The following is a 17,676-nucleotide window of genomic DNA, read 5'->3' as shown; positions in this document are numbered from 1 at the left end:
TATCTCTCACCTCAGCTTCTATTATTTTATACAAATCCGTTTTCCATTAGATGCTCCATTGTTAATGAACTGGTGGATTGACTTCCTTTCGTTCCCGTTCCTGATAGCCTAGCCTCTAGCAGTCGATCCATATATTTCGCCAGCATATCACATTCAACGTTTACTTGATCCCCTGCTTGACGTTCTCCTAATACCGTTTCAGATAATGTGTGCGGGATGATGGAAATGGAGAACATATCATCTTTCGTCTCTACAACCGTCAAACTAATTCCATCTATAGTAATAGAGCCTTTGGATACAATATACTTTAGCATTTCTGGTTTTGTTTTAATCCAAAAGTAGCTGGCGTTAGAGACATGCTTCCTCTCTACAATTTCTCCCACTGTATCAATATGTCCTGAAACAAAATGTCCACCAAATCGACCATTTGCAGCCATTGCTCGTTCTAGGTTTACTGAGCTGCCTACCTGTAAACGATCTAGGTTAGAGGCTTTAATCGTCTCAGGCATCACATCGACCTGAAAGGAGGTTGCTGTAAAAGACGTTACCGTTAAACAAATCCCATTTACACTGATACTGTCACCAAGCTGGACATCTGTAAGAATTTTATGAGCTGTAATAACGACCTCGTAGTCCTTCGCTGTTTTTCTTATTTCCTTAATTTTACCCATCTCTTCAATAATTCCAGTAAACATGCGATATCCCACCTTCCAAACCCATATTACCATTCCATTTTCTTGCTCACTCAGACACTTTTGTCCTGTTAAAAAATAATGTATCCTAAAATTCGTTAACGAATATAACCAGTTACTTTAAAATCATTGCCTAGCTGTTCCATTGACAGATCCTTTAAGCTAATCGCGTCTTTAAGACTGGAGAAGCCTTCGCCTCGAAAAGCTGTTGGAGCAAGATGTCCACCTATAAGCTTTGGAGCAATGTAAGTAACCACTTTCTGAACATGTCCGCCTTCTAAAAAGGAAGCATTAATCTCTCCACCGCCTTCAACTAGTAAAGTTGAAACATGCTCTTCTCCTAGCTTTTTCAATACATTTCCAATTGAAATTCGTTCACTGTCTTCGGTTTGAATGATTCGTACCCCTCGTTCACTCAAAGTACTGATGTCTTCACGCGAAGCTGCCTGACTACAGCATATCCAAGTTGGCGCTACAGAAGTATCTAATATCTGAGCATCACGTGGTATACGCAGGGTTGAGTCAAGAACAACACGTAAAGGATGTCTTCCCTCTGCTCTCTCTAAGCGAGTCGTTAATCGAGGATTATCCTTAATGACTGTTTGTACTCCGACAAGGATAGCATCACTTTCATGTCGTAAAAGATGAACATCTTGCCGAGCCTCTTCCCCTGTAATCCATTGACTTTCACCAGTCACTGTAGCAATTTTCCCGTCTAGTGTTGTGGCTGTTTTCATTGTCACAAAGGGCTTCTTATGCACAATATAATGATTAAACGCTTCGTTCATTTTTTCCGATTCTCTAGCTAATAAGCCTACCTCTACTTCTAAACCCGCCTTCTTTAGCTTTTCAATTCCTCTTCCAGCCACTAACGGATTTGGATCAAGGGCAGCCACAACCACCTTTTTTATTCCCGCCTCAAGCACTTGATCTGCACAGGGTGGTGTTCTTCCATAATGGCTACACGGCTCTAGCGTAACGTATATCGTAGCGTTTTGTGCCTTATCTCCAGCCATTTGTAAAGCATGAACCTCCGCATGAGCCTCTCCAGCCCGTAAGTGAGCACCTAAGCCCACAATCTGCTGATCCTTTACTACTACCGACCCGACCATCGGATTAGGACTAGTTTGCCCACGCTGAGCCTTCGCTAGCTCTAGGGCTAATCTCATGTACGACTCATCAAGCATGTTTTCTTTTGCCTCCTCTCTAACTTTTGTTTGTCTCCTAATGTTGCCCATACACCACATGGAAATGGAAGCAAATAAATAAACCCTGAAGAACGGAAAATCCGAATTCTTCAGGGCATGTTAGGGTATGATTCATTCTTGACTACTGTGTAGCATGTTCTCAGTACAAATCCATCACAAGCTTAACAGAAGCATATAAGGAGCTTTCTGTCATTAGGTTATTCAATAGATTTGTAAACGACTCAGTACACATGTGAAAAAGCACACAAACTTAGTCAATTCGAAACAAAGGTACCGACATTTTTCTTACGTCTTCGTACCTTCCCATTTCCTTCTCCCATCCAGACTATACTGTCGGCTCTGGTTTTTGACCAGATCCACCGTGTCAGATCTTAAGAACGCAATGATCCTGCCTTTAAGCTAGATAAAAAGTAGCATTCTGAACTTGAACACGGGTCACGGGCTCTAGAGCAAAGTGTCGCATCGCACACTATCTCTACTACCGCCGGTTGGGACTTTCACCCGACCCCGAAGGAATGTGTATGAAATTGTATAAATCAATTTAGTTGGATTATACCCTCACCGATATAAAAAAGCAAGGAAATAGAATGATCATATAACTCCTAATTTCTGCATGATTGTAATGACTAACTCCTTATTAATAGAGACTTTTTTCTTAGTAAGTACGTTCATCATCACATCTTTGTCTTCGATGTTTGCCTCATTAGCAGCTTCTGGATAACTGATTTTCACAAGCTTAATATGATTTCCGAGCATAGTTGCAGCAATATAGTTTACAGCATTTTCTGGATTGAAGGGAATTCTGAAATAATCCATTTGTGGTTTTAAGAATTCAATTTCAAGCCAAGGTATCGAGTCGGATATGGCCGTCTCGATCTCATCTTCATTCTCCATTTCTGAAATCATATCATCTATAGCTTCAAAATCAAATAGTAACCAAAGCGCTTCCAAATTAGTTCCGATACGTTTTCCGTGTAAAATTTCTAAGGCTTCTTTCTCCTGTCCTCGCTTTTGTATACCAGCAACCACGTTGACTAAAGGCATAAGATCTCGGAAGGCTTCCATGCTCCTAATTAGATCCGTTGATATGCTCCACATATCAAAAGCTGCTTCTTTTCTTTTTGACTCCTCCAAGTTAGCTAAGTCTATTGCAGGATATGGCTGTAAATCATCCATTAATTTCTTCATAGTAGTAGTAACTTTAGTAAATAGCTCAAAATTCTCGACAAGAATTGAGCTGCTCATTGGCTCTATTTCTTCGGGTTTGAAGTGGGTTAATGGATGGGCATCTAGCAAATTCATTCCAGGTAACTCAAGGTACTGTTCACATATTCCAATCAATTTCTGGCAAAAATCAGTGATAGGCATTCCGTTCATACCACGCCACATATCCTGTTTTACAGAATCAGCTGTAGTATGTTTATAATCTTTGTTACTTGAGAGGTATTTGGTACTTTTATCTCTTACATATTCAGTATCTTTTACAGTTAAATTGTCTTTATCAATATTAAATGTAAACTTTCCCTGAATCACACCTAGATTTTGTTCATAGGACTGTTTTTTACTCTCGTGCTTAAGCTGTGAACTCTGTTCGTTAACGGCTAGATCATTGATAAATTGTAATACAGCTTGATTGCCAATAGTTTTCTGCAACATAATAAAGGCTGGGTCATTCTGAGGTGCGGAGGTAGGCCTATCAATCTTTTGACTAAGTTTTTGATAAATTGATTCTGATCCTTTAGGAATACGTTTCATCCAATGATTACTCCTTCCACCATCCATACTATAAGTCTAACACTAGTTGTTCTAATTTAGAGAATACTTCTTCTTGGATACTGTAGGGCTATCGTACTGGTTAAACCACCATTTATTAAAAGCAAAATAGATATCCCAATTAGCAGGTAGACTAGATCCGGAGCCATAATGAGCAAGGTATGCCATGGCAGACCTACTATAAGTAGTAATGATGGGAGTAATAATATTGCTAACAAAATATATAAAATACTCATGACTAACCACCGGGGTTTTCTAACCATGTTACTACTCTTTTTAGACAAGCTAAGAATATAGAAAATCATGAGTACCAATAAAACGATACAAATCAGAACCAGTGCCCACCGCTCTATAGCTAGCTTTGCTTTAACGGGCGCAGGCTCTTCACCTTGAAGAATGTTTTGAATTCCTCCAGAAACAGAGCTAAGCTGCTCGACCTCAAAAGGATGATTACGATTTGATAGGAGAACCATACCCCATCCTGCATCCTGTAGCATAAAGATTTCCGAGCGAAAGTCTGCCGTAGAACCAGAATGCCATATTTTTGTTTCACCGTATTCTAACGGAGTTATTCTCCATCCCAAGCCATAGGATGAAGCAGGGCTGGTTTGAACGAGAGGTTCAAATAAGAGTTGAGTATGTTCTTCAGATAATACGTCCCCAGGAACCTGTAATGCTTGGACATAATGAGCCATGTCAGAGATACTTGCCGTTATATACCCATAAGGTGCTCCACCATTATCGTACGCTACGTTGCTTGAAACTGGCATACCCAGCCATGAGTGATAACCAGACTCCCATCCTTTTTGATGTGCTTTCTCATTGCTTGCAGCAGTATGAGTCATGTTTAGAGGGACAAAAATATTTTCCTCCATATACTCAGCAAAAGATAGCCCCGTTATAGCCTCAATAATAGCTCCCAGTATAGCATAGCCAGCTGCTCCATATTCGTATCTTTCTCCTGGTAGAAAAGCTAGCTCTTCATTTGCTAATAAATCCACATTTCGTTGAATAGCCTCAAGGTCGACTGCTCCTCGATCGGCTATTTTAAAGCCTGACCTAGCACTGAACCCACTGCTATGTGTAAGCAATTGCCCAACTGTCATTTGAGAAATATCTTCCCCATTCAGTAAGTGAAATGAGGGAAGATAGTCCTGCACTGGATCACTAAGCTTTAATTCACCTGCCTGCACAAGTTGCATAGCACCATATGCTGTTAATGCCTTACTATTGGAGCCAATAATAAAAGGAGTTTCTAAAGTAACCTCCTGCTTTTGCCTTCCACCAGTTACTCCAACAGTCTCTGTGAGTATAATCTCTCCGTTACGAACTAAAGCAAATGCTGCACCAGGAATATTAAGCTCCTGTATGGCCTCCAGAAAATACATACGAGCTTTTTCAGCCAAAACCTCTCCTTCGGGGGAGGCATAAGTCGAATTAACTTGTGGGAAAAGAAGAAGGAGGAGCAAACAGATTATATATACGGTTCTTCTGTAGTGTATTTTTTTGCCGCCCATTCTCTAAAGCTCCTGCTTACTTGTGAATTTATAATGGACATAGAATATCAAGAAGGTTATCAGGGCCGCTATACACGCACTGCTGAAAACTAGAAGCATGTTATACCATGGCATTTCAGATATTCGAAACCATAAATTAAATGAAAAATCATTTGGGGGATGAACGAATGTACTTGTAAAAAACATAGTAGCGATAGACTGTGAAGTTGTATAGAAAACAAATAATATGATTGCTGCTAAGATGCTTTTTTTAAATCCCCATTGAAATCTGTGTTCATTATTCTGAATCTTATTTTTCTCTTGTCCCTTAAAATTAACCTGATCCATCGTATTCTGGCTAACCTGCAGATATTCAAAAGCCACATCCTCAGGAGACCCAAGCGATTGCTGAAAATCTTCTCCAGCCTCTCTACAATCCTCAATATGCTCTTCCAACTGAAGCTTGACCTCAGCTTCTAATCTTCTAGAGCCACCATTTTCCCTTAATATAGCAACCACTTGCTCCATATATTTGTGTTCAAGGGTAGAAAGTTTATTTGTCATTATGATCTTCCCTCCATTTGATGACCAAACTCGTTCAACAATGTTTGAATATCCCTTTGGACCGTCATCCACTCTTCTATTTTTCGTTGAAGATACTGTTGTCCTGCTTCATTGATTTCATAGTAGACTCTCGCTCTTCCCTGATCGGTAAGCTCCCGTGTAACATGTACAAGCTGCTTATCCTTCAGCTTTGTAAGAATTGGATAAATACTACCCTCCCCTTTTAATTCTAGATTAAATCGCTCAAGCTCCTTCATGATCTCGTAACCATAGCTTTTTCCTTTCTGTAAAATACTCAACACACACATTTCTAGGCTACCTTTAATTAAATTTGTTTTATCCATATGTATATATTATATCAAGTATATATTTCAATCAAGTATATAATTTATAGATTTATATTCAAATTTTAAACTAACGTCCGCTTCACTCTCCGATCCCAATAAAAAAAGAGCAGCCTAAGCCGCTCTTCGCCAAAAATATTCTATTCTTCCCAAACCTTAACTTCCTTCATTACATCTCCTTGATTAACATTGTCTACATACTCCATACCAGACGTAATTTTCCCAAACACTGTGTGTCCTCCGTCTAAGTGTGGTTGTGGTGCATAAGTGATGTAGAATTGACTTCCACCTGTATCACGTCCTGCATGAGCCATAGCTAGAACTCCTCTTTCATGCTTGTTCGGATTAATTTCACAATTAATCGTATACCCCGGTCCACCAGTTCCCGTGCCTTGAGGACAACCGCCCTGTGCTACAAAACCTGGAATCACACGATGGAAAGTAAGGCCATTGTAGAAGCCATCATTCGCAAGCTTCTCAAAGTTTGCTACAGTATTTGGTGCATCCTGATCAAAAAAATCAATCGTAACCTCTTGTCCGTTTTCTAATACAATTTTACCTTTTTTCAATGAAAACACTCCTTACTCTATTTTACTATCGATTCCTCTTAGAACTGTAACCACCTACAAACTAAACTCTAGCTTGTTAAATATGCTACTCTCTATTGTATACAAACTAAGACCAGGCTTGTCAAATCGTAAAGTACAAGAGAATGACTTCCCTCCATTATTTATTCCCTATTTTCTCCACGAAATGCTAGGCTTACTAACCCTTTACCTCTAAATGTAAAATACAAACCACCTAATAAGTAAACAAGGCCAGGTACAGCATTTTTCCAAAAAGAAAACAGCTGCTGATCGGTCGAGTAAATAGCTCCTGAAGAGCTAGAAAGAGTCTGTATATATATGATCTCAGTTAAAGCCGTTGATAATGGAAATAAGCAATAGACGACCATCGCTACCCCTACTAGCTTTAATGCTGCAGAAAAAGTTTGTCTATACATATTCTCATTCTCAAAGCTCCAGTCCTTGCTAAAGCGTTTGGCGACTTTCTCTCCAGCAGCAAGTAGGTAGAAGCCTAAAGCACCGATTACCACCGGAACAGCTAATCCACCAACAAAAATGGAAAAACGCTGAGCAAACAAAATCTCCTCGACCATCCCATGATTACTAGATAGCACTATATTGTATACCCCATAAATTAGCGTAATGAGGGCATAAACGACCGTGACACAACCTATTAATTTTATTCCAATAGCTAAAGCCTGATTCCCTTTCAATAATCCTGCCTCCTCGCAAAATTTTCTCTGTTATATGCTACTTTCTAGCCCCAACAAAAAAATCCTCTATTAAATAGAGGATTTTTTTGTTTAAACTAACATTTATTCAAAAAGAATGGAAACATGAACACAAATTAATGATTTCCATTTAAAAATCTACTTAAGAAGTTTTGTAGCTTCTCCGTCTTTGGATTCTCAAATATCTCTTTGGGTGGTCCATGCTCTACAATAGATCCTTCATCGAAAAAGACGATCCTATCCGCAACATCTCTGGCAAAATCCATCTCATGAGTAATGAGGAGCATCGCCATATCTCCAGTTTTAGCAATATCCTTGATAACACCTAAAACCTCACCAACTAGCATAGGGTCTAAAGCAGATGTCACCTCATCAAATAGCATGATTTTCGGCTTCAATACTAACGCTCGGGCAATAGCTACTCGCTGCTGCTGTCCACCTGAAAGCTGCTCAGGATAATTATCTAGTTTGTCGCTCAGACCAACCTTATCAAGCATTTGTTTTGCTTCTGAAATAGCCTTCTGCTTAGGCACTTTTTGTACGTGAATTAATGCCTCAGTTACATTTCTTATTATGGTCATATGCGGAAATAGATTAAATTGCTGAAAAACCATCCCTATATTAGAACGCACCTTACGCATATGCTTCTGATCAGCTGGAACAAGTTCACCATTAACCTCTTTATGCCATAAAGGCTGACCATCTACCTCAATTACACCTGAAGTAGGCTCCTCTAAAGTCATTAGCAACCTAGCTAGTGTCGTTTTACCTGATCCACTTGGTCCAATTACAGCAACCTTTTCTCCAGGAGCAATATCTAGGTCAAGCTCTTTTAATACCTCTACCTCATCAAAGGACTTGCAGATCTTTTTGTATCTAACAATAGACTCCGTGCTCTCTGCCATAGAAGCAGGCACTTCGATCTTTTCTGCTTGTATGCTCATTGAATCACTTCCTTCTTAGGGACTTTTTTCTTATTGTCAAAGCGTCTATTGACTCGATTCTCTAACCACCTAACAAATAAAGCAGATGGATAGCTTAATAATAGGAATAGTAGTCCTACTAAAGTAATCGGCTCAATATATCTCCATGATGCTGAACCAATCGTAAGGGCAACCTGTAGCATCTCTACAACTGTTATAGACATTAACAACGGTGTCTCCTTAAACATGACGATAAGATAATTTCCAAGCATCGGAATAATAGGAGGAACCGCCTGAGGTAGAATAACTTTTGTCCAGGTCTGTACCTTTGAGAAATTAACGGCTGTACTTGCTTCCCATTGTCCCTTTTCGATAGATTCAATACCTGACCGGTATATTTCGGAAAGATACGTACTGTAATGAATACCTAATCCTAGAACACCTGCTGTAAAAGCAGGCAAAGCAATACCGATATAAGGAATTTGCGGTAAAGCAATATAGAGGAAGAATAACTGCACCAGTAAAGGTGTACTCCTTACAAACTCAATAAAGCCAATGATCGGCCAAGAAATGATTTTAAACCTTGAGCGTCTTCCAAGCGCTAAGATCAGTCCTAACACAGCAGCGAAGATAAAGCCAAGCACTGTAGCCGATAGCGTAACCCACATCGCCTTAAAGAGGAAAGGAAAAATGGAAAAAGCGTATTCCCAGCTCCAAATTGTAGTATTCATTTTTTACGACCTCCCCATGGATGCACGACGTTCTAACCACCGGGCAGTAATAATTAATGGCAGTGCAATAATAAAGTAAATGACCAATAGCACGGAATAAAGCTGAAGCTGAGTTCCTGTACCACTTGGGATTAAAATTTCTCTAAATACATACGTAACATCACTTATACCAATAAGAACAACAAGTGATGTTCCTTTTAATAGTTCAATCGTAATGTTCCCAAACCCAGGTAACATTAGCTTAATCGCCTGAGGAATAATAATTCTCCACATTCTTTGTCTAGGTGTCATATTAATAGCGATTCCAGCCTCCGTTTGTCCCTTAGGAATTGCTAGTATCGAACTCCGTACAATTTCAGAGGCATAAGCACCATAATTCATAGATAAAGCCAGCACTCCTACAAGTAAGGGAGATAGCTCAATACCAAAAAAGGGGAGAACAAAGAAGAACCAAAATAACTGGACAAGAAGAGATGTTCCTCTAAAAAATTCAACATATATGACTGTTATTCCCCGCACTAAAGCATATTTGGATAATCGTCCAAAGCCAGCAATAAAAGCGATAATAAAGGCCAAAATCGAGGAATAAACAAGAAGCTGTATCGTTGTAAGAATTCCACTTCCTATTAGTTGCATTACATCAGCTGAAAAAATGGGGATCACATCCTACTTTATTAAATTGTAAGGGCATCCCTATGGATGCCCTTAAATAAAGAATGATGGGCAACACTCTAATTACTGCCCACAAGCTTGTTGTGCCGTCATATCTCCTGGGAGCTCTTCATCAGTAAAGCCAAACTCCTCATAGATCTCTAGCAATTCACCAGACTCCATCAATTCAGCTAATCCTTCATTGTATGCCTCAACGAAATCTTGGTCTGCTTGACGGAATGCAGCAGAGCCGAAGCCTCTAACACTTTCGCCATCAATCTCTGGCTGAATAAAATCTTCTACAATTTCAATGCTCTCATCTCCATGAATGTCTAGTGCATCTCTTAAAGATGGGCCTGTCATTGTAATGGCATCAACACGTCCAGCCTTTAATGCTTCAATAGCAGAAGGGTTATCATTGACATTTTGAATTTGACCAGAGCCAATTCCCATATTGTTTAAATATGTTTCCTCAATAGCACCTGTCATAATCGCTACGGTAGCATCAGAGTTTTCAATAATATCCTCATAGCTATTTAAATTCAAAGGATTCCCTTGAGCAACGGCTAAGCCCTCACCAATACTATATTCTGGTTCAGCAAAAGCAACCTCTGCACATCGCTCAGGTGTGATATACATTCCCGCTGTAATCACATCGTATCTTCCTGCCTGTAAACCTGGAATTAAAGCCCCAAATTGAGCCAATGTTCCGTCTACTTCCTCTATACCTAACTTTGCAAATACAGCCTTAGCGATTTCTACATTTAAGCCCGTTAATTCTCCGCTAGAGGTTGCGTAAGCATAGGGTCTCTCATTAGCAAAACCAACTTTAATAAATCCATCTTCTTGTGCTTTTTCAAGAGTAGTTTGCCCGTCAGCATCCTCACCGTTACCTTCTTCAAAAACAGGGATCTCGTCACCATCAATCGCTCCCGATGATGAATCAGCACCTCCACAAGCAGCTGCAAGCATAACTAAACCTAATAATAGCAAAATCAATACATTCTTTTTCATATCGTCCTCCTCTTTAAAACCGTATAATTTTCTCTATTTGCAGGAAACTCCTGCACCGAATAACTTATACCCCCTTTGTCAATCTTTAAAACAACGTTTGAACTTTTTGTGACAGATTTTTTTAATAAGCTCAAAGCTATATATAATCGTATCAAGCATGAAAACGCTATTCAAATGCTATAGCTCCCAATAAATTGCCATTCATTATGCTATCATGAACTGAGGGAAGCTGATCAGAGAAATACCTAAATATCCACCATATAACTTCCTTATCCTACAACATATAAAATTAATATAGTAAATTTACCCATTTAAGCAGCAAATATTTTAATCCATGCAGATTTTTTCAATAAAAAACTCTCATCAAAGGAAATAAACATAACTAATGTTCACCCATTTAATGAGAGTTATCTAATATTTTATTCAATGACCAAATTTTGATACCATAATACATACAGCTCTAGTCAGAAATTACTTTACTAAAAATAGCCACATCATTTTTAATTATATCTTCATACGTTTCCCGTTTAATCACTGTTTGTGCATGACCATCTTTCACAAAAAGAACTGCAGGTCTCTTCATTCGATTGTAATTATTAGCCATCGAATAGCCATATGCGCCTGTACAGAAAACAGCCAATACGTCATCTTCAACAGCTTCAGGTAATTGAGCATCGTGAATCAATACATCTCCTGTTTCACAAAGCTTTCCAGCTACTGTATAAGTAAAATCGTTAGCCTCATTCATTTTATTAGCTAATGCTGCTTCATATTTCGCTTGGTATAAGGCTACTCGAAGATTATCACTCATTCCCCCGTCGATAGACAAATACTCTCTAATTCCAGGTACTGTCTTTTTCGAACCGACCGTATAAAGGGTAGTAGCTGTATCTCCTACGATGCTTCTTCCTGGTTCAATCCATACCTCAGGCATCGGTTTATTTCGTTCACTCCAGAGCTGCTGTACTTTATCACAGATCGCATAGACATACTGATGAATAGCCAAGGGTTTGTCTTCTTCATTGTATCTGATTCCAAAGCCGCCACCCACATTAAGAACAGACAACTCCCAATTTAGCTCTGATTCTGATTCATCGAGAAACTTTGCCATCTTCTCAATGGCTAGAGCAAAGCCCTCCGTCTCAAATATTTGAGAACCAATGTGAGCATGAAGACCAAGCACATTGTAGAAAGGAAGCTGTGTCGCCTTGGCTAACGCCTGCTTTACCTGACCACTAGCTAAATCAAAGCCAAACTTAGAGTCCTCTTGACCCGTTGAAATATACTCATGGGTGTGAGCTTCTACCCCTGGAGAAATTCTAAGTAGAATGTTCACCTGCTGATTGCGTTCACTTGCTAGCTTATGCAATAGCTCTAGCTCATAAAAGTTATCCACAACAAAGCAACCGATTTTAGCATCGAGCCCTAACAGTAGCTCATCCTTCGTTTTATTATTCCCATGAAAATGTATTTTTTCAGATGGGAACTGAGCTTGCAATGCCGTATACAATTCACCACCAGATACCACATCAAGGGATAACCCCTCCTGTTCCATCAACTGGCAAATTGCTACACAATTAAACGCTTTGCTAGCATAAGCAACCTGTGCTTTGACCTTCTTTTCTTTGAATGCGTCCACAAACGTTCTACAACGCTCTCTGATGGCTTGCTCATCATACACCATTAGCGGTGTCCCGTACTTCTGAGCAAGCTCAACTGTATCCATACCACCTATCTCTAGGTGACCATTATTATTAATTGCATGCTTTAACCGACTGCTCAATACTAACTTCCCCTCTCCACAAGCTACCCTATTCCATTCATTATAGTAGCCTCTATAACAGGCTGGAATCAAAATATATTAAGTAAATATACCATATCATTTTCAGCTCTGACAAGACTCATTCTTGAATCGTCATGGCTTGGGCTGCTTACGCTTGTTAGGTGTATGAACAATGCTTGGTCTTGTTTTATTCATAGACGAAGTAAAACGCAATACAATGGTAAGGAGTGCCTTTAAATTAAACGGAATTAATGGCCACATATATGGGGTTTTTAAGGATTTCATTAAGGTTAAATAAAGAATGACAGCCGTTACTCCGAGTACAAAGCCTGGTAATTTGAAGATATACACCATACATAACAGGAAAATCCTAACCATCTTATTCGCTAAACTAAGCTCATAGGAAGGAGTAGCAAACATCCCAATGGCTGCAACAGAGAGGTATAGGATGACTTCGCTGACAAAAAGACCAACATCTATAGCTATTTCTCCAATCAAAATGGCTGCAACTAGACCCATAGCTGTAGCTAAAGGAGAAGGGGTGTGAATAGCGGCCATCCTCATTAAATCAATTCCTAATTCAGCAATGAGAAATTGAAAGAAAATAGGGATTACATAATCCTTCTCGCCTACCCCGATAAAGGAAAGCTGATCAGGGAGTAAATCTGGATTCGTCACAAATAACATCCAGAGGGGTAAAAGAAAAATGGAAACAAAAATCCCGAAAAAGCGAATCCAGCGCACATACACCCCTAGAGCTGGAGCCTGTCTAAACTCTTCAGCATGCTGTAGGTGATGAAAAAAAGTGGTAGGCATTATGATGACGGATGGGGAGGTATCCACCATGATTAAAACATGCCCTTCAAAAAGCTGAGCCGCTGCTACATCAGGCCGCTCCGTAAATCTGACTTTAGGAAATGGATTGTACCCTTGCTTGATGACGAATTCCTCTATTGCTTTCTCTCCCATAGGAATTCCATCAATATCTATCTTACTGATCAATGATTTAATTTCTGCTACTAAATAAGCATTTGCAATGTCTTTAATATAGCAAATGCAAATATCTGTTTTGGATCTTTCTCCTACCTGAGTCATTTCCATACGGAGTCGTTCATCTCGAATCCTTCTACGTGTTAAGGCGGTATTTAACACAATATTTTCTGTGTAGCCATCCCTTGCTCCTCGGACAACACGTTCTGTATCAGGTTCCTCAGGTGTACGGCCGGGATAGAAGCGCACATCAATAACAAGTGCTTTTTCCCACGCTTCTCCAAAAATGACTAAGAGACCAGATAGCAAATTATCCACAGCTTCATCCATATCCTCAATGGGCTCTACCTGAACATGAGTAAGCAACTGTTCGACAAGTTCGTCGTATACACCTTGATAGCTAAGGGTTCTATCGTCCTCGTTAGAAATTCTTCTCATTAGTTGAATGACAAAGTCAGTATCCGTTAAACCATTTACATAATAAAGCTGAATATTTCGGTTTCCTACCTTAAAGGAGCGACAGCCTACATCATAATTGATTTTTAAATCAAGCCGATCTTCAAGATAGCTATATATATCATCCAGCTTCTTATAAATAGGTTGCTTTACCTTTGTTTCTTTAGCCATTAAAACCACTCCGTTGCAGGATAAGCTCCACTGCTTTTTTTGTTACTGGACAGCCATATCTTATATGATCATGACCCTCCATTTTGCCGATATCTCCTACCCCAATAATCAATGGGATATCTAATTGATCCAAAACATCCACGGTGTCCCCATATATTCGTTGATTTAACGCGGGGGACATACCTTCTACACCTTCTACATGACCATCCTTGTCTACCGCAGACTGAACCAAATGACCAGTTGCATCAATTGCTAAATCAAAATGAGTCCCACTAACAGCTTCTGTGTTAGAGGCTACTGCTATCGCTCCCAGCACTTCTATCTGAGGATGCTGAGCTACGTATCGTATGGCCTGTTCTCCCATTCCGTATCCTCCCTGCCCGTTATCATCAAACATGACAAGGACAGGATCATTGACCGCTTGAAGAATCTGCTTCACCAACTGCTCTCCATTAAGAGGAGTAGGATTTCCTGCCGAGGCAGAAATACAACGACCACCTACATCGTGAGCTACTTGCTGAACAGCTTTACAAGCTACTCTGTCTCCGTCAGTAATCATTATTATTTTTCTAGTCTGTTTAACGCTCATAAGCTCAAACCTCCACCTTCATTGCGATTTTTCTTAGTCTCGCACTTTTTATATGCCCTTATGAAAATGGAACAAAATAGATCCAGTGAAACAACGAACCAAAAATCTTTCCGAACACCATAGCCATGAGTAGCCAGATTATCTTCTCTACAACCTTGATCCTTTTTGCCAAAATAGGGAGAACGTTTAATACTTCAGTTAATGCAGCCGCCAGCATACCTACAAAAATTCCAGCCAGCATTCCGTGAAGAGCCGTTAATGTTCGACTTAAATGAAAGTGAATCTCATGCAAGCCAGACCAAGTCCAAAAAACGGATCCAAGAACGATCATATACTGATATAGATGAATGTATTTATGAGTTTTGGTCAGCTGTGTAAGGCGTGGAACAACACCTAATACAGTTAACAGAGCTACTAAACCTGTACCAACAATAATTCCACCTGACACTCCAACCAACAAAAGGAGGCCAATTTCAATCAGGTTCATCATTCAGCTTTTTTTGCGCCTCCTTATTCTCAAACATAGCTACATATTGATCTAAGTTTTGTTGATACAGAAACATTTCTACTTCTAACGGACTAGGCTCCTCGTTAAATCGCTTTTTAAAAAGGTGGTTGAAAAATAGGATCATCCCTATTCCAATTCCTATAGAGTAAGGGATTTGTAAGAGTAAAGGATGCTCTTTCTCTTCACCTGTAATGATTTTGTATATTTTCTGGTGCACACCGAGCATGCTTACATCCTCATGGAAATTCATGATGGCAAGTCCAGATCCAACAAAGAGAAGTAAACATACAAAAAGTACAAGAAGCATGTTTGGTCTGTTTTTTTGGTTAACAATTTCTATGATGACCTGATTGGCTCCAAAGGATTCAATTTCCACATCAGTAAAAAAGCTTTTTAATGCTTCAATAACCTTCATAATATCCAGAACTACAAGATGCTTGTCATCAGGTGTAACTCTGTAAATAGGGAGTGTTCCAACTGTTTTTTTTATTCGGCTTGGGGAAGCAATAAATTGACAGCAATCTTGTAAGAGGACAACCTGACCCATTTTAACTTCTATCCGGTGTCGTAACCTGATATATATCTTTTTTGTATCAAGGTTCATTTCCTACACTCCAATTCTCTATTGGAAAAATGAATGCCAAACTTTTAGATGTAGCACTAGTATTTGCTAATGAGAAAGGATACATGTATAAATGACGGTGATTAATAAAGAGGTCAATTTGACCAATAAAAAAAGCCCTTTTCTACGCTGATTATGCTCATCATCGGTAAAAAAAGACTTTTGTTCATTTTACTGATTTGATTCATTCATTTCTTCTTTAATATGTTGTAGAATTCTCTTCTCAAGCCTTGATACCTGTACCTGTGAAATACCTAATCGCTCGGCCACTTCTGATTGTGTTTGATCCTTAAAATATCTCAGATAAACAATCAGTCGTTCTCTTTCTGATAACGTTGTAATCGCTTCCTTCAAAGCAAATTTGTCAAACCATTTTAGCTCTTGATCATCAGAAATCTGATCTAGCAGGGTAATAGGATCACCGTCATTTTCATAGACTGTTTCATGAATAGAGGAAGGAGCTCTCATAGCATCTTGGGCAAAAACAACCTCCTCAACGGTAATATCTAAGGCTTCTGCTATTTCACTAACTTTTGGTTGTCTACCTAATGATTTAGATAAATCATCCTTAACACGCCTAATGCGATTGGCTAACTCCTTCAACGATCGGCTGACTTTTACAGCTCCATCATCTCTAAGGAAGCGTTGAATTTCCCCGATAATCATAGGTACAGCATATGTTGAGAATTTAACATCATAGCTTAAATCAAACTTATCGATTGATTTAAGTAAGCCAATACAGCCAATCTGAAACAGATCGTCAGCTTCATAGCCACGATTCAAAAATCGTTGGACAACAGACCAAACTAAACGAATATTACTCTCTACAAGCTTATCTCTAGCCTCATTGTCCCCGTTCTGACTCTGAGAAATGAGAGTCTTAACCTCTTTGTCATCTAAATAGGCTTTCGTCTTTTTATTTTGCTTAACATCCACGTCCATTGGCATTCTCCTTAATTAATTAAGGCTTCATTCGTGGTTAATTTCTTAGTTAGTTTTATTGTTGTTCCTTTTTCTTTGCCTGTTACAATTTCAACAGAATCCATGAAATTTTCCATAATGGTAAATCCCATACCTGAACGTTCCATCTCGGGCTTTGTTGTGTACAAAGGCTGTCTAGCCAAATCAATATCCTCTATACCCTGGCCTTCGTCCTTAATGACAATCGAAATCACGTTTTTATCTAGCACCGTACTGATGTAAATCATACCTTCTTCATTCTCTTCATAGCCATGTATAATCGCATTTGTGACAGCTTCAGAAACTACTGTCTTTATATCAGTCAGCTCCTCCATCGTAGGATCAAGCTGAGAGACAAACGACGCTACAGTCACCCTAGCAAACGCTTCATTTTCACTTTTAGCTGAGAATCTGAGTTCCATCACATTTTTACTCATGATGCCACCCCCAGATACTCTAAGGCTTGCTCCTCGGAATCTACGATCTTAAGAATCTTAAACAGACCAGACATTTCAAATAAGCGATAGATACTTGGAGAAATGGCACAAATAATCATTTTGCCACCGAGCTGAGTAATGTGCTTGTATCGCCCAAGGATAACTCCTAAACCAGAGCTATCCATAAAAGAAAGGTCTTCAAGGTTTAATAGAATATGCCGAACACCTTCATATTCTATTTTCTGTTCAACCTGTTCTCTTACAGAATCGGCAGTATGATGATCTAGCTCTCCTACTAATCTCACTATGAGCACATCACTATGTTTGGATAGATCAATCTGTAAACTCAAGACATTTCTCCTCCTTCTTCTTGATAGAAACATCATTCTACAGAAGAAGTCCGGATTCCTTCCCACTGACAAAACTAGAAATAACTCGCTAGTTCCTGTCAAAAGTCGATCTATTAT

General features: G+C 39.3%; 20 protein-coding genes and 1 riboswitch. All 20 genes read right to left on the bottom strand.

Features of this window, described 5'->3' with window-relative positions; translation table 11 throughout:
- Window positions 1–26 precede the first annotated feature (26 nt).
- Complete coding sequence (gene ribE / locus J2S11_RS02235; RefSeq protein ID WP_307390330.1) at window positions 27–695, bottom strand: riboflavin synthase; 669 nt, start codon at window positions 693–695, stop codon at window positions 27–29.
- 95 nt (window positions 696–790) lie between these two features.
- The gene (ribD, locus tag J2S11_RS02230) at window positions 791–1,879 is read right to left on the bottom strand and encodes a bifunctional diaminohydroxyphosphoribosylaminopyrimidine deaminase/5-amino-6-(5-phosphoribosylamino)uracil reductase RibD (protein WP_307390329.1); all 1,089 of its coding nucleotides are present in this window, start codon (window positions 1,877–1,879) and stop codon (window positions 791–793) included.
- 325 nt (window positions 1,880–2,204) lie between these two features.
- Window positions 2,205–2,419: riboswitch (FMN riboswitch) on the bottom strand.
- A gap of 72 nt (window positions 2,420–2,491) precedes the next feature.
- Window positions 2,492–3,655 carry a hypothetical protein gene (locus tag J2S11_RS02225; protein WP_307390326.1) on the bottom strand — a complete coding sequence of 388 codons (1,164 nt, stop codon included), beginning with the start codon at window positions 3,653–3,655 and terminating at the stop codon, window positions 2,492–2,494.
- 56 nt (window positions 3,656–3,711) lie between these two features.
- Window positions 3,712–5,079 carry a serine hydrolase domain-containing protein gene (locus J2S11_RS02220; RefSeq protein ID WP_307390323.1) on the bottom strand — a complete coding sequence of 456 codons (1,368 nt, stop codon included), beginning with the start codon at window positions 5,077–5,079 and terminating at the stop codon, window positions 3,712–3,714.
- A gap of 114 nt (window positions 5,080–5,193) precedes the next feature.
- On the bottom strand, window positions 5,194–5,733 hold the full coding sequence (locus J2S11_RS02215; protein WP_307390320.1) for a hypothetical protein: 540 nt from the start codon (window positions 5,731–5,733) through the stop codon (window positions 5,194–5,196).
- A complete protein-coding gene (locus tag J2S11_RS02210) occupies window positions 5,733–6,077 on the bottom strand; it encodes a PadR family transcriptional regulator (protein ID WP_307390318.1) in 345 nt (114 codons plus the stop codon). Before J2S11_RS02210 ends, J2S11_RS02215 begins: the two co-directional genes overlap by 1 nt.
- Before the next feature lie 140 nt (window positions 6,078–6,217).
- On the bottom strand, window positions 6,218–6,646 hold the full coding sequence (locus J2S11_RS02205; RefSeq protein WP_307390316.1) for a peptidylprolyl isomerase: 429 nt from the start codon (window positions 6,644–6,646) through the stop codon (window positions 6,218–6,220).
- Window positions 6,647–6,807: 161 nt separating this feature from the next.
- Window positions 6,808–7,356, bottom strand: a complete 549-nt coding sequence (locus tag J2S11_RS02200) for a hypothetical protein (protein WP_307390312.1) — start codon at window positions 7,354–7,356, stop codon at window positions 6,808–6,810.
- Between the two features lie 134 nt (window positions 7,357–7,490).
- Window positions 7,491–8,318, bottom strand: coding sequence for an ectoine/hydroxyectoine ABC transporter ATP-binding protein EhuA (gene ehuA / locus J2S11_RS02195; protein WP_307390309.1), 828 nt, complete (start codon window positions 8,316–8,318; stop codon window positions 7,491–7,493).
- On the bottom strand, window positions 8,315–9,028 hold the full coding sequence (gene ehuD, locus J2S11_RS02190) for an ectoine/hydroxyectoine ABC transporter permease subunit EhuD (RefSeq protein ID WP_307390307.1): 714 nt from the start codon (window positions 9,026–9,028) through the stop codon (window positions 8,315–8,317). Before ehuD ends, ehuA begins: the two co-directional genes overlap by 4 nt.
- A 3-nt stretch (window positions 9,029–9,031) precedes the next feature.
- Complete coding sequence (gene ehuC / locus J2S11_RS02185) at window positions 9,032–9,664, bottom strand: ectoine/hydroxyectoine ABC transporter permease subunit EhuC (RefSeq protein ID WP_307390305.1); 633 nt, start codon at window positions 9,662–9,664, stop codon at window positions 9,032–9,034.
- Between the two features lie 99 nt (window positions 9,665–9,763).
- Window positions 9,764–10,693: an ectoine/hydroxyectoine ABC transporter substrate-binding protein EhuB gene (gene ehuB, locus J2S11_RS02180; RefSeq protein ID WP_307390302.1), complete on the bottom strand. Its 930-nt coding sequence runs from the start codon at window positions 10,691–10,693 to the stop codon at window positions 9,764–9,766.
- Window positions 10,694–11,153: 460 nt separating this feature from the next.
- Window positions 11,154–12,476 (bottom strand): diaminopimelate decarboxylase, encoded by a 1,323-nt coding sequence (gene lysA, locus J2S11_RS02175; protein WP_307390299.1) that lies wholly within the window; start codon window positions 12,474–12,476, stop codon window positions 11,154–11,156.
- A gap of 132 nt (window positions 12,477–12,608) precedes the next feature.
- Complete coding sequence (locus tag J2S11_RS02170) at window positions 12,609–14,093, bottom strand: spore germination protein (protein ID WP_307390296.1); 1,485 nt, start codon at window positions 14,091–14,093, stop codon at window positions 12,609–12,611.
- Window positions 14,086–14,682, bottom strand: coding sequence for a stage V sporulation protein SpoVABEA (gene spoVAEA, locus J2S11_RS02165; protein WP_307390293.1), 597 nt, complete (start codon window positions 14,680–14,682; stop codon window positions 14,086–14,088). Before spoVAEA ends, J2S11_RS02170 begins: the two co-directional genes overlap by 8 nt.
- A gap of 58 nt (window positions 14,683–14,740) precedes the next feature.
- Window positions 14,741–15,169: a stage V sporulation protein AB gene (locus J2S11_RS02160; protein WP_307391076.1), complete on the bottom strand. Its 429-nt coding sequence runs from the start codon at window positions 15,167–15,169 to the stop codon at window positions 14,741–14,743.
- Window positions 15,156–15,794, bottom strand: coding sequence for a stage V sporulation protein AA (locus tag J2S11_RS02155; RefSeq protein WP_307390290.1), 639 nt, complete (start codon window positions 15,792–15,794; stop codon window positions 15,156–15,158). Before J2S11_RS02155 ends, J2S11_RS02160 begins: the two co-directional genes overlap by 14 nt.
- A 189-nt stretch (window positions 15,795–15,983) precedes the next feature.
- Window positions 15,984–16,754 (bottom strand): RNA polymerase sporulation sigma factor SigF, encoded by a 771-nt coding sequence (sigF, locus tag J2S11_RS02150; protein WP_307390287.1) that lies wholly within the window; start codon window positions 16,752–16,754, stop codon window positions 15,984–15,986.
- Between the two features lie 11 nt (window positions 16,755–16,765).
- The gene (gene spoIIAB / locus J2S11_RS02145; protein WP_307390285.1) at window positions 16,766–17,209 is read right to left on the bottom strand and encodes an anti-sigma F factor; all 444 of its coding nucleotides are present in this window, start codon (window positions 17,207–17,209) and stop codon (window positions 16,766–16,768) included.
- Window positions 17,206–17,559 carry an anti-sigma F factor antagonist gene (spoIIAA, locus tag J2S11_RS02140; protein ID WP_307390282.1) on the bottom strand — a complete coding sequence of 118 codons (354 nt, stop codon included), beginning with the start codon at window positions 17,557–17,559 and terminating at the stop codon, window positions 17,206–17,208. The genes spoIIAB and spoIIAA overlap by 4 nt, the downstream gene beginning before the upstream one ends.
- Window positions 17,560–17,676: the final 117 nt, after the last annotated feature.

The organism is Bacillus horti, from assembly GCF_030813115.1.
Classification (GTDB): Bacteria; Bacillota; Bacilli; order Caldalkalibacillales; family JCM-10596; genus Bacillus_CH; species Bacillus_CH horti.
Note: the sequence above shows the minus strand (reverse complement) of the source record. Positions and strands in the feature narration are given on the sequence as shown.

Excerpts from the sequence above, each read along its gene's own strand:
- J2S11_RS02170 (WP_307390296.1), bottom strand. The coding sequence starts at position 14,093 with ATGGCTAAAGAAACAAAGGTAAAGCAACCTATTTATAAGAAGCTGGAT.
- ehuC (WP_307390305.1), bottom strand. The coding sequence starts at position 9,664 with ATGCAACTAATAGGAAGTGGAATTCTTACAACGATACAGCTTCTTGTT.
- sigF (WP_307390287.1), bottom strand. The coding sequence starts at position 16,754 with ATGGACGTGGATGTTAAGCAAAATAAAAAGACGAAAGCCTATTTAGAT.
- J2S11_RS02210 (WP_307390318.1), bottom strand. The coding sequence starts at position 6,077 with ATGGATAAAACAAATTTAATTAAAGGTAGCCTAGAAATGTGTGTGTTG.
- spoVAEA (WP_307390293.1), bottom strand. The coding sequence starts at position 14,682 with ATGAGCGTTAAACAGACTAGAAAAATAATAATGATTACTGACGGAGAC.
- ribE (WP_307390330.1), bottom strand. The coding sequence starts at position 695 with ATGTTTACTGGAATTATTGAAGAGATGGGTAAAATTAAGGAAATAAGA.
- J2S11_RS02160 (WP_307391076.1), bottom strand. The coding sequence starts at position 15,169 with ATGAACCTGATTGAAATTGGCCTCCTTTTGTTGGTTGGAGTGTCAGGT.
- ehuA (WP_307390309.1), bottom strand. The coding sequence starts at position 8,318 with ATGAGCATACAAGCAGAAAAGATCGAAGTGCCTGCTTCTATGGCAGAG.
- J2S11_RS02215 (WP_307390320.1), bottom strand. The coding sequence starts at position 5,733 with ATGACAAATAAACTTTCTACCCTTGAACACAAATATATGGAGCAAGTG.
- ehuB (WP_307390302.1), bottom strand. The coding sequence starts at position 10,693 with ATGAAAAAGAATGTATTGATTTTGCTATTATTAGGTTTAGTTATGCTT.
- ehuD (WP_307390307.1), bottom strand. The coding sequence starts at position 9,028 with ATGAATACTACAATTTGGAGCTGGGAATACGCTTTTTCCATTTTTCCT.
- spoIIAB (WP_307390285.1), bottom strand. The coding sequence starts at position 17,209 with ATGAGTAAAAATGTGATGGAACTCAGATTCTCAGCTAAAAGTGAAAAT.
- ribD (WP_307390329.1), bottom strand. The coding sequence starts at position 1,879 with ATGCTTGATGAGTCGTACATGAGATTAGCCCTAGAGCTAGCGAAGGCT.
- J2S11_RS02155 (WP_307390290.1), bottom strand. The coding sequence starts at position 15,794 with ATGAACCTTGATACAAAAAAGATATATATCAGGTTACGACACCGGATA.
- J2S11_RS02225 (WP_307390326.1), bottom strand. The coding sequence starts at position 3,655 with ATGAAACGTATTCCTAAAGGATCAGAATCAATTTATCAAAAACTTAGT.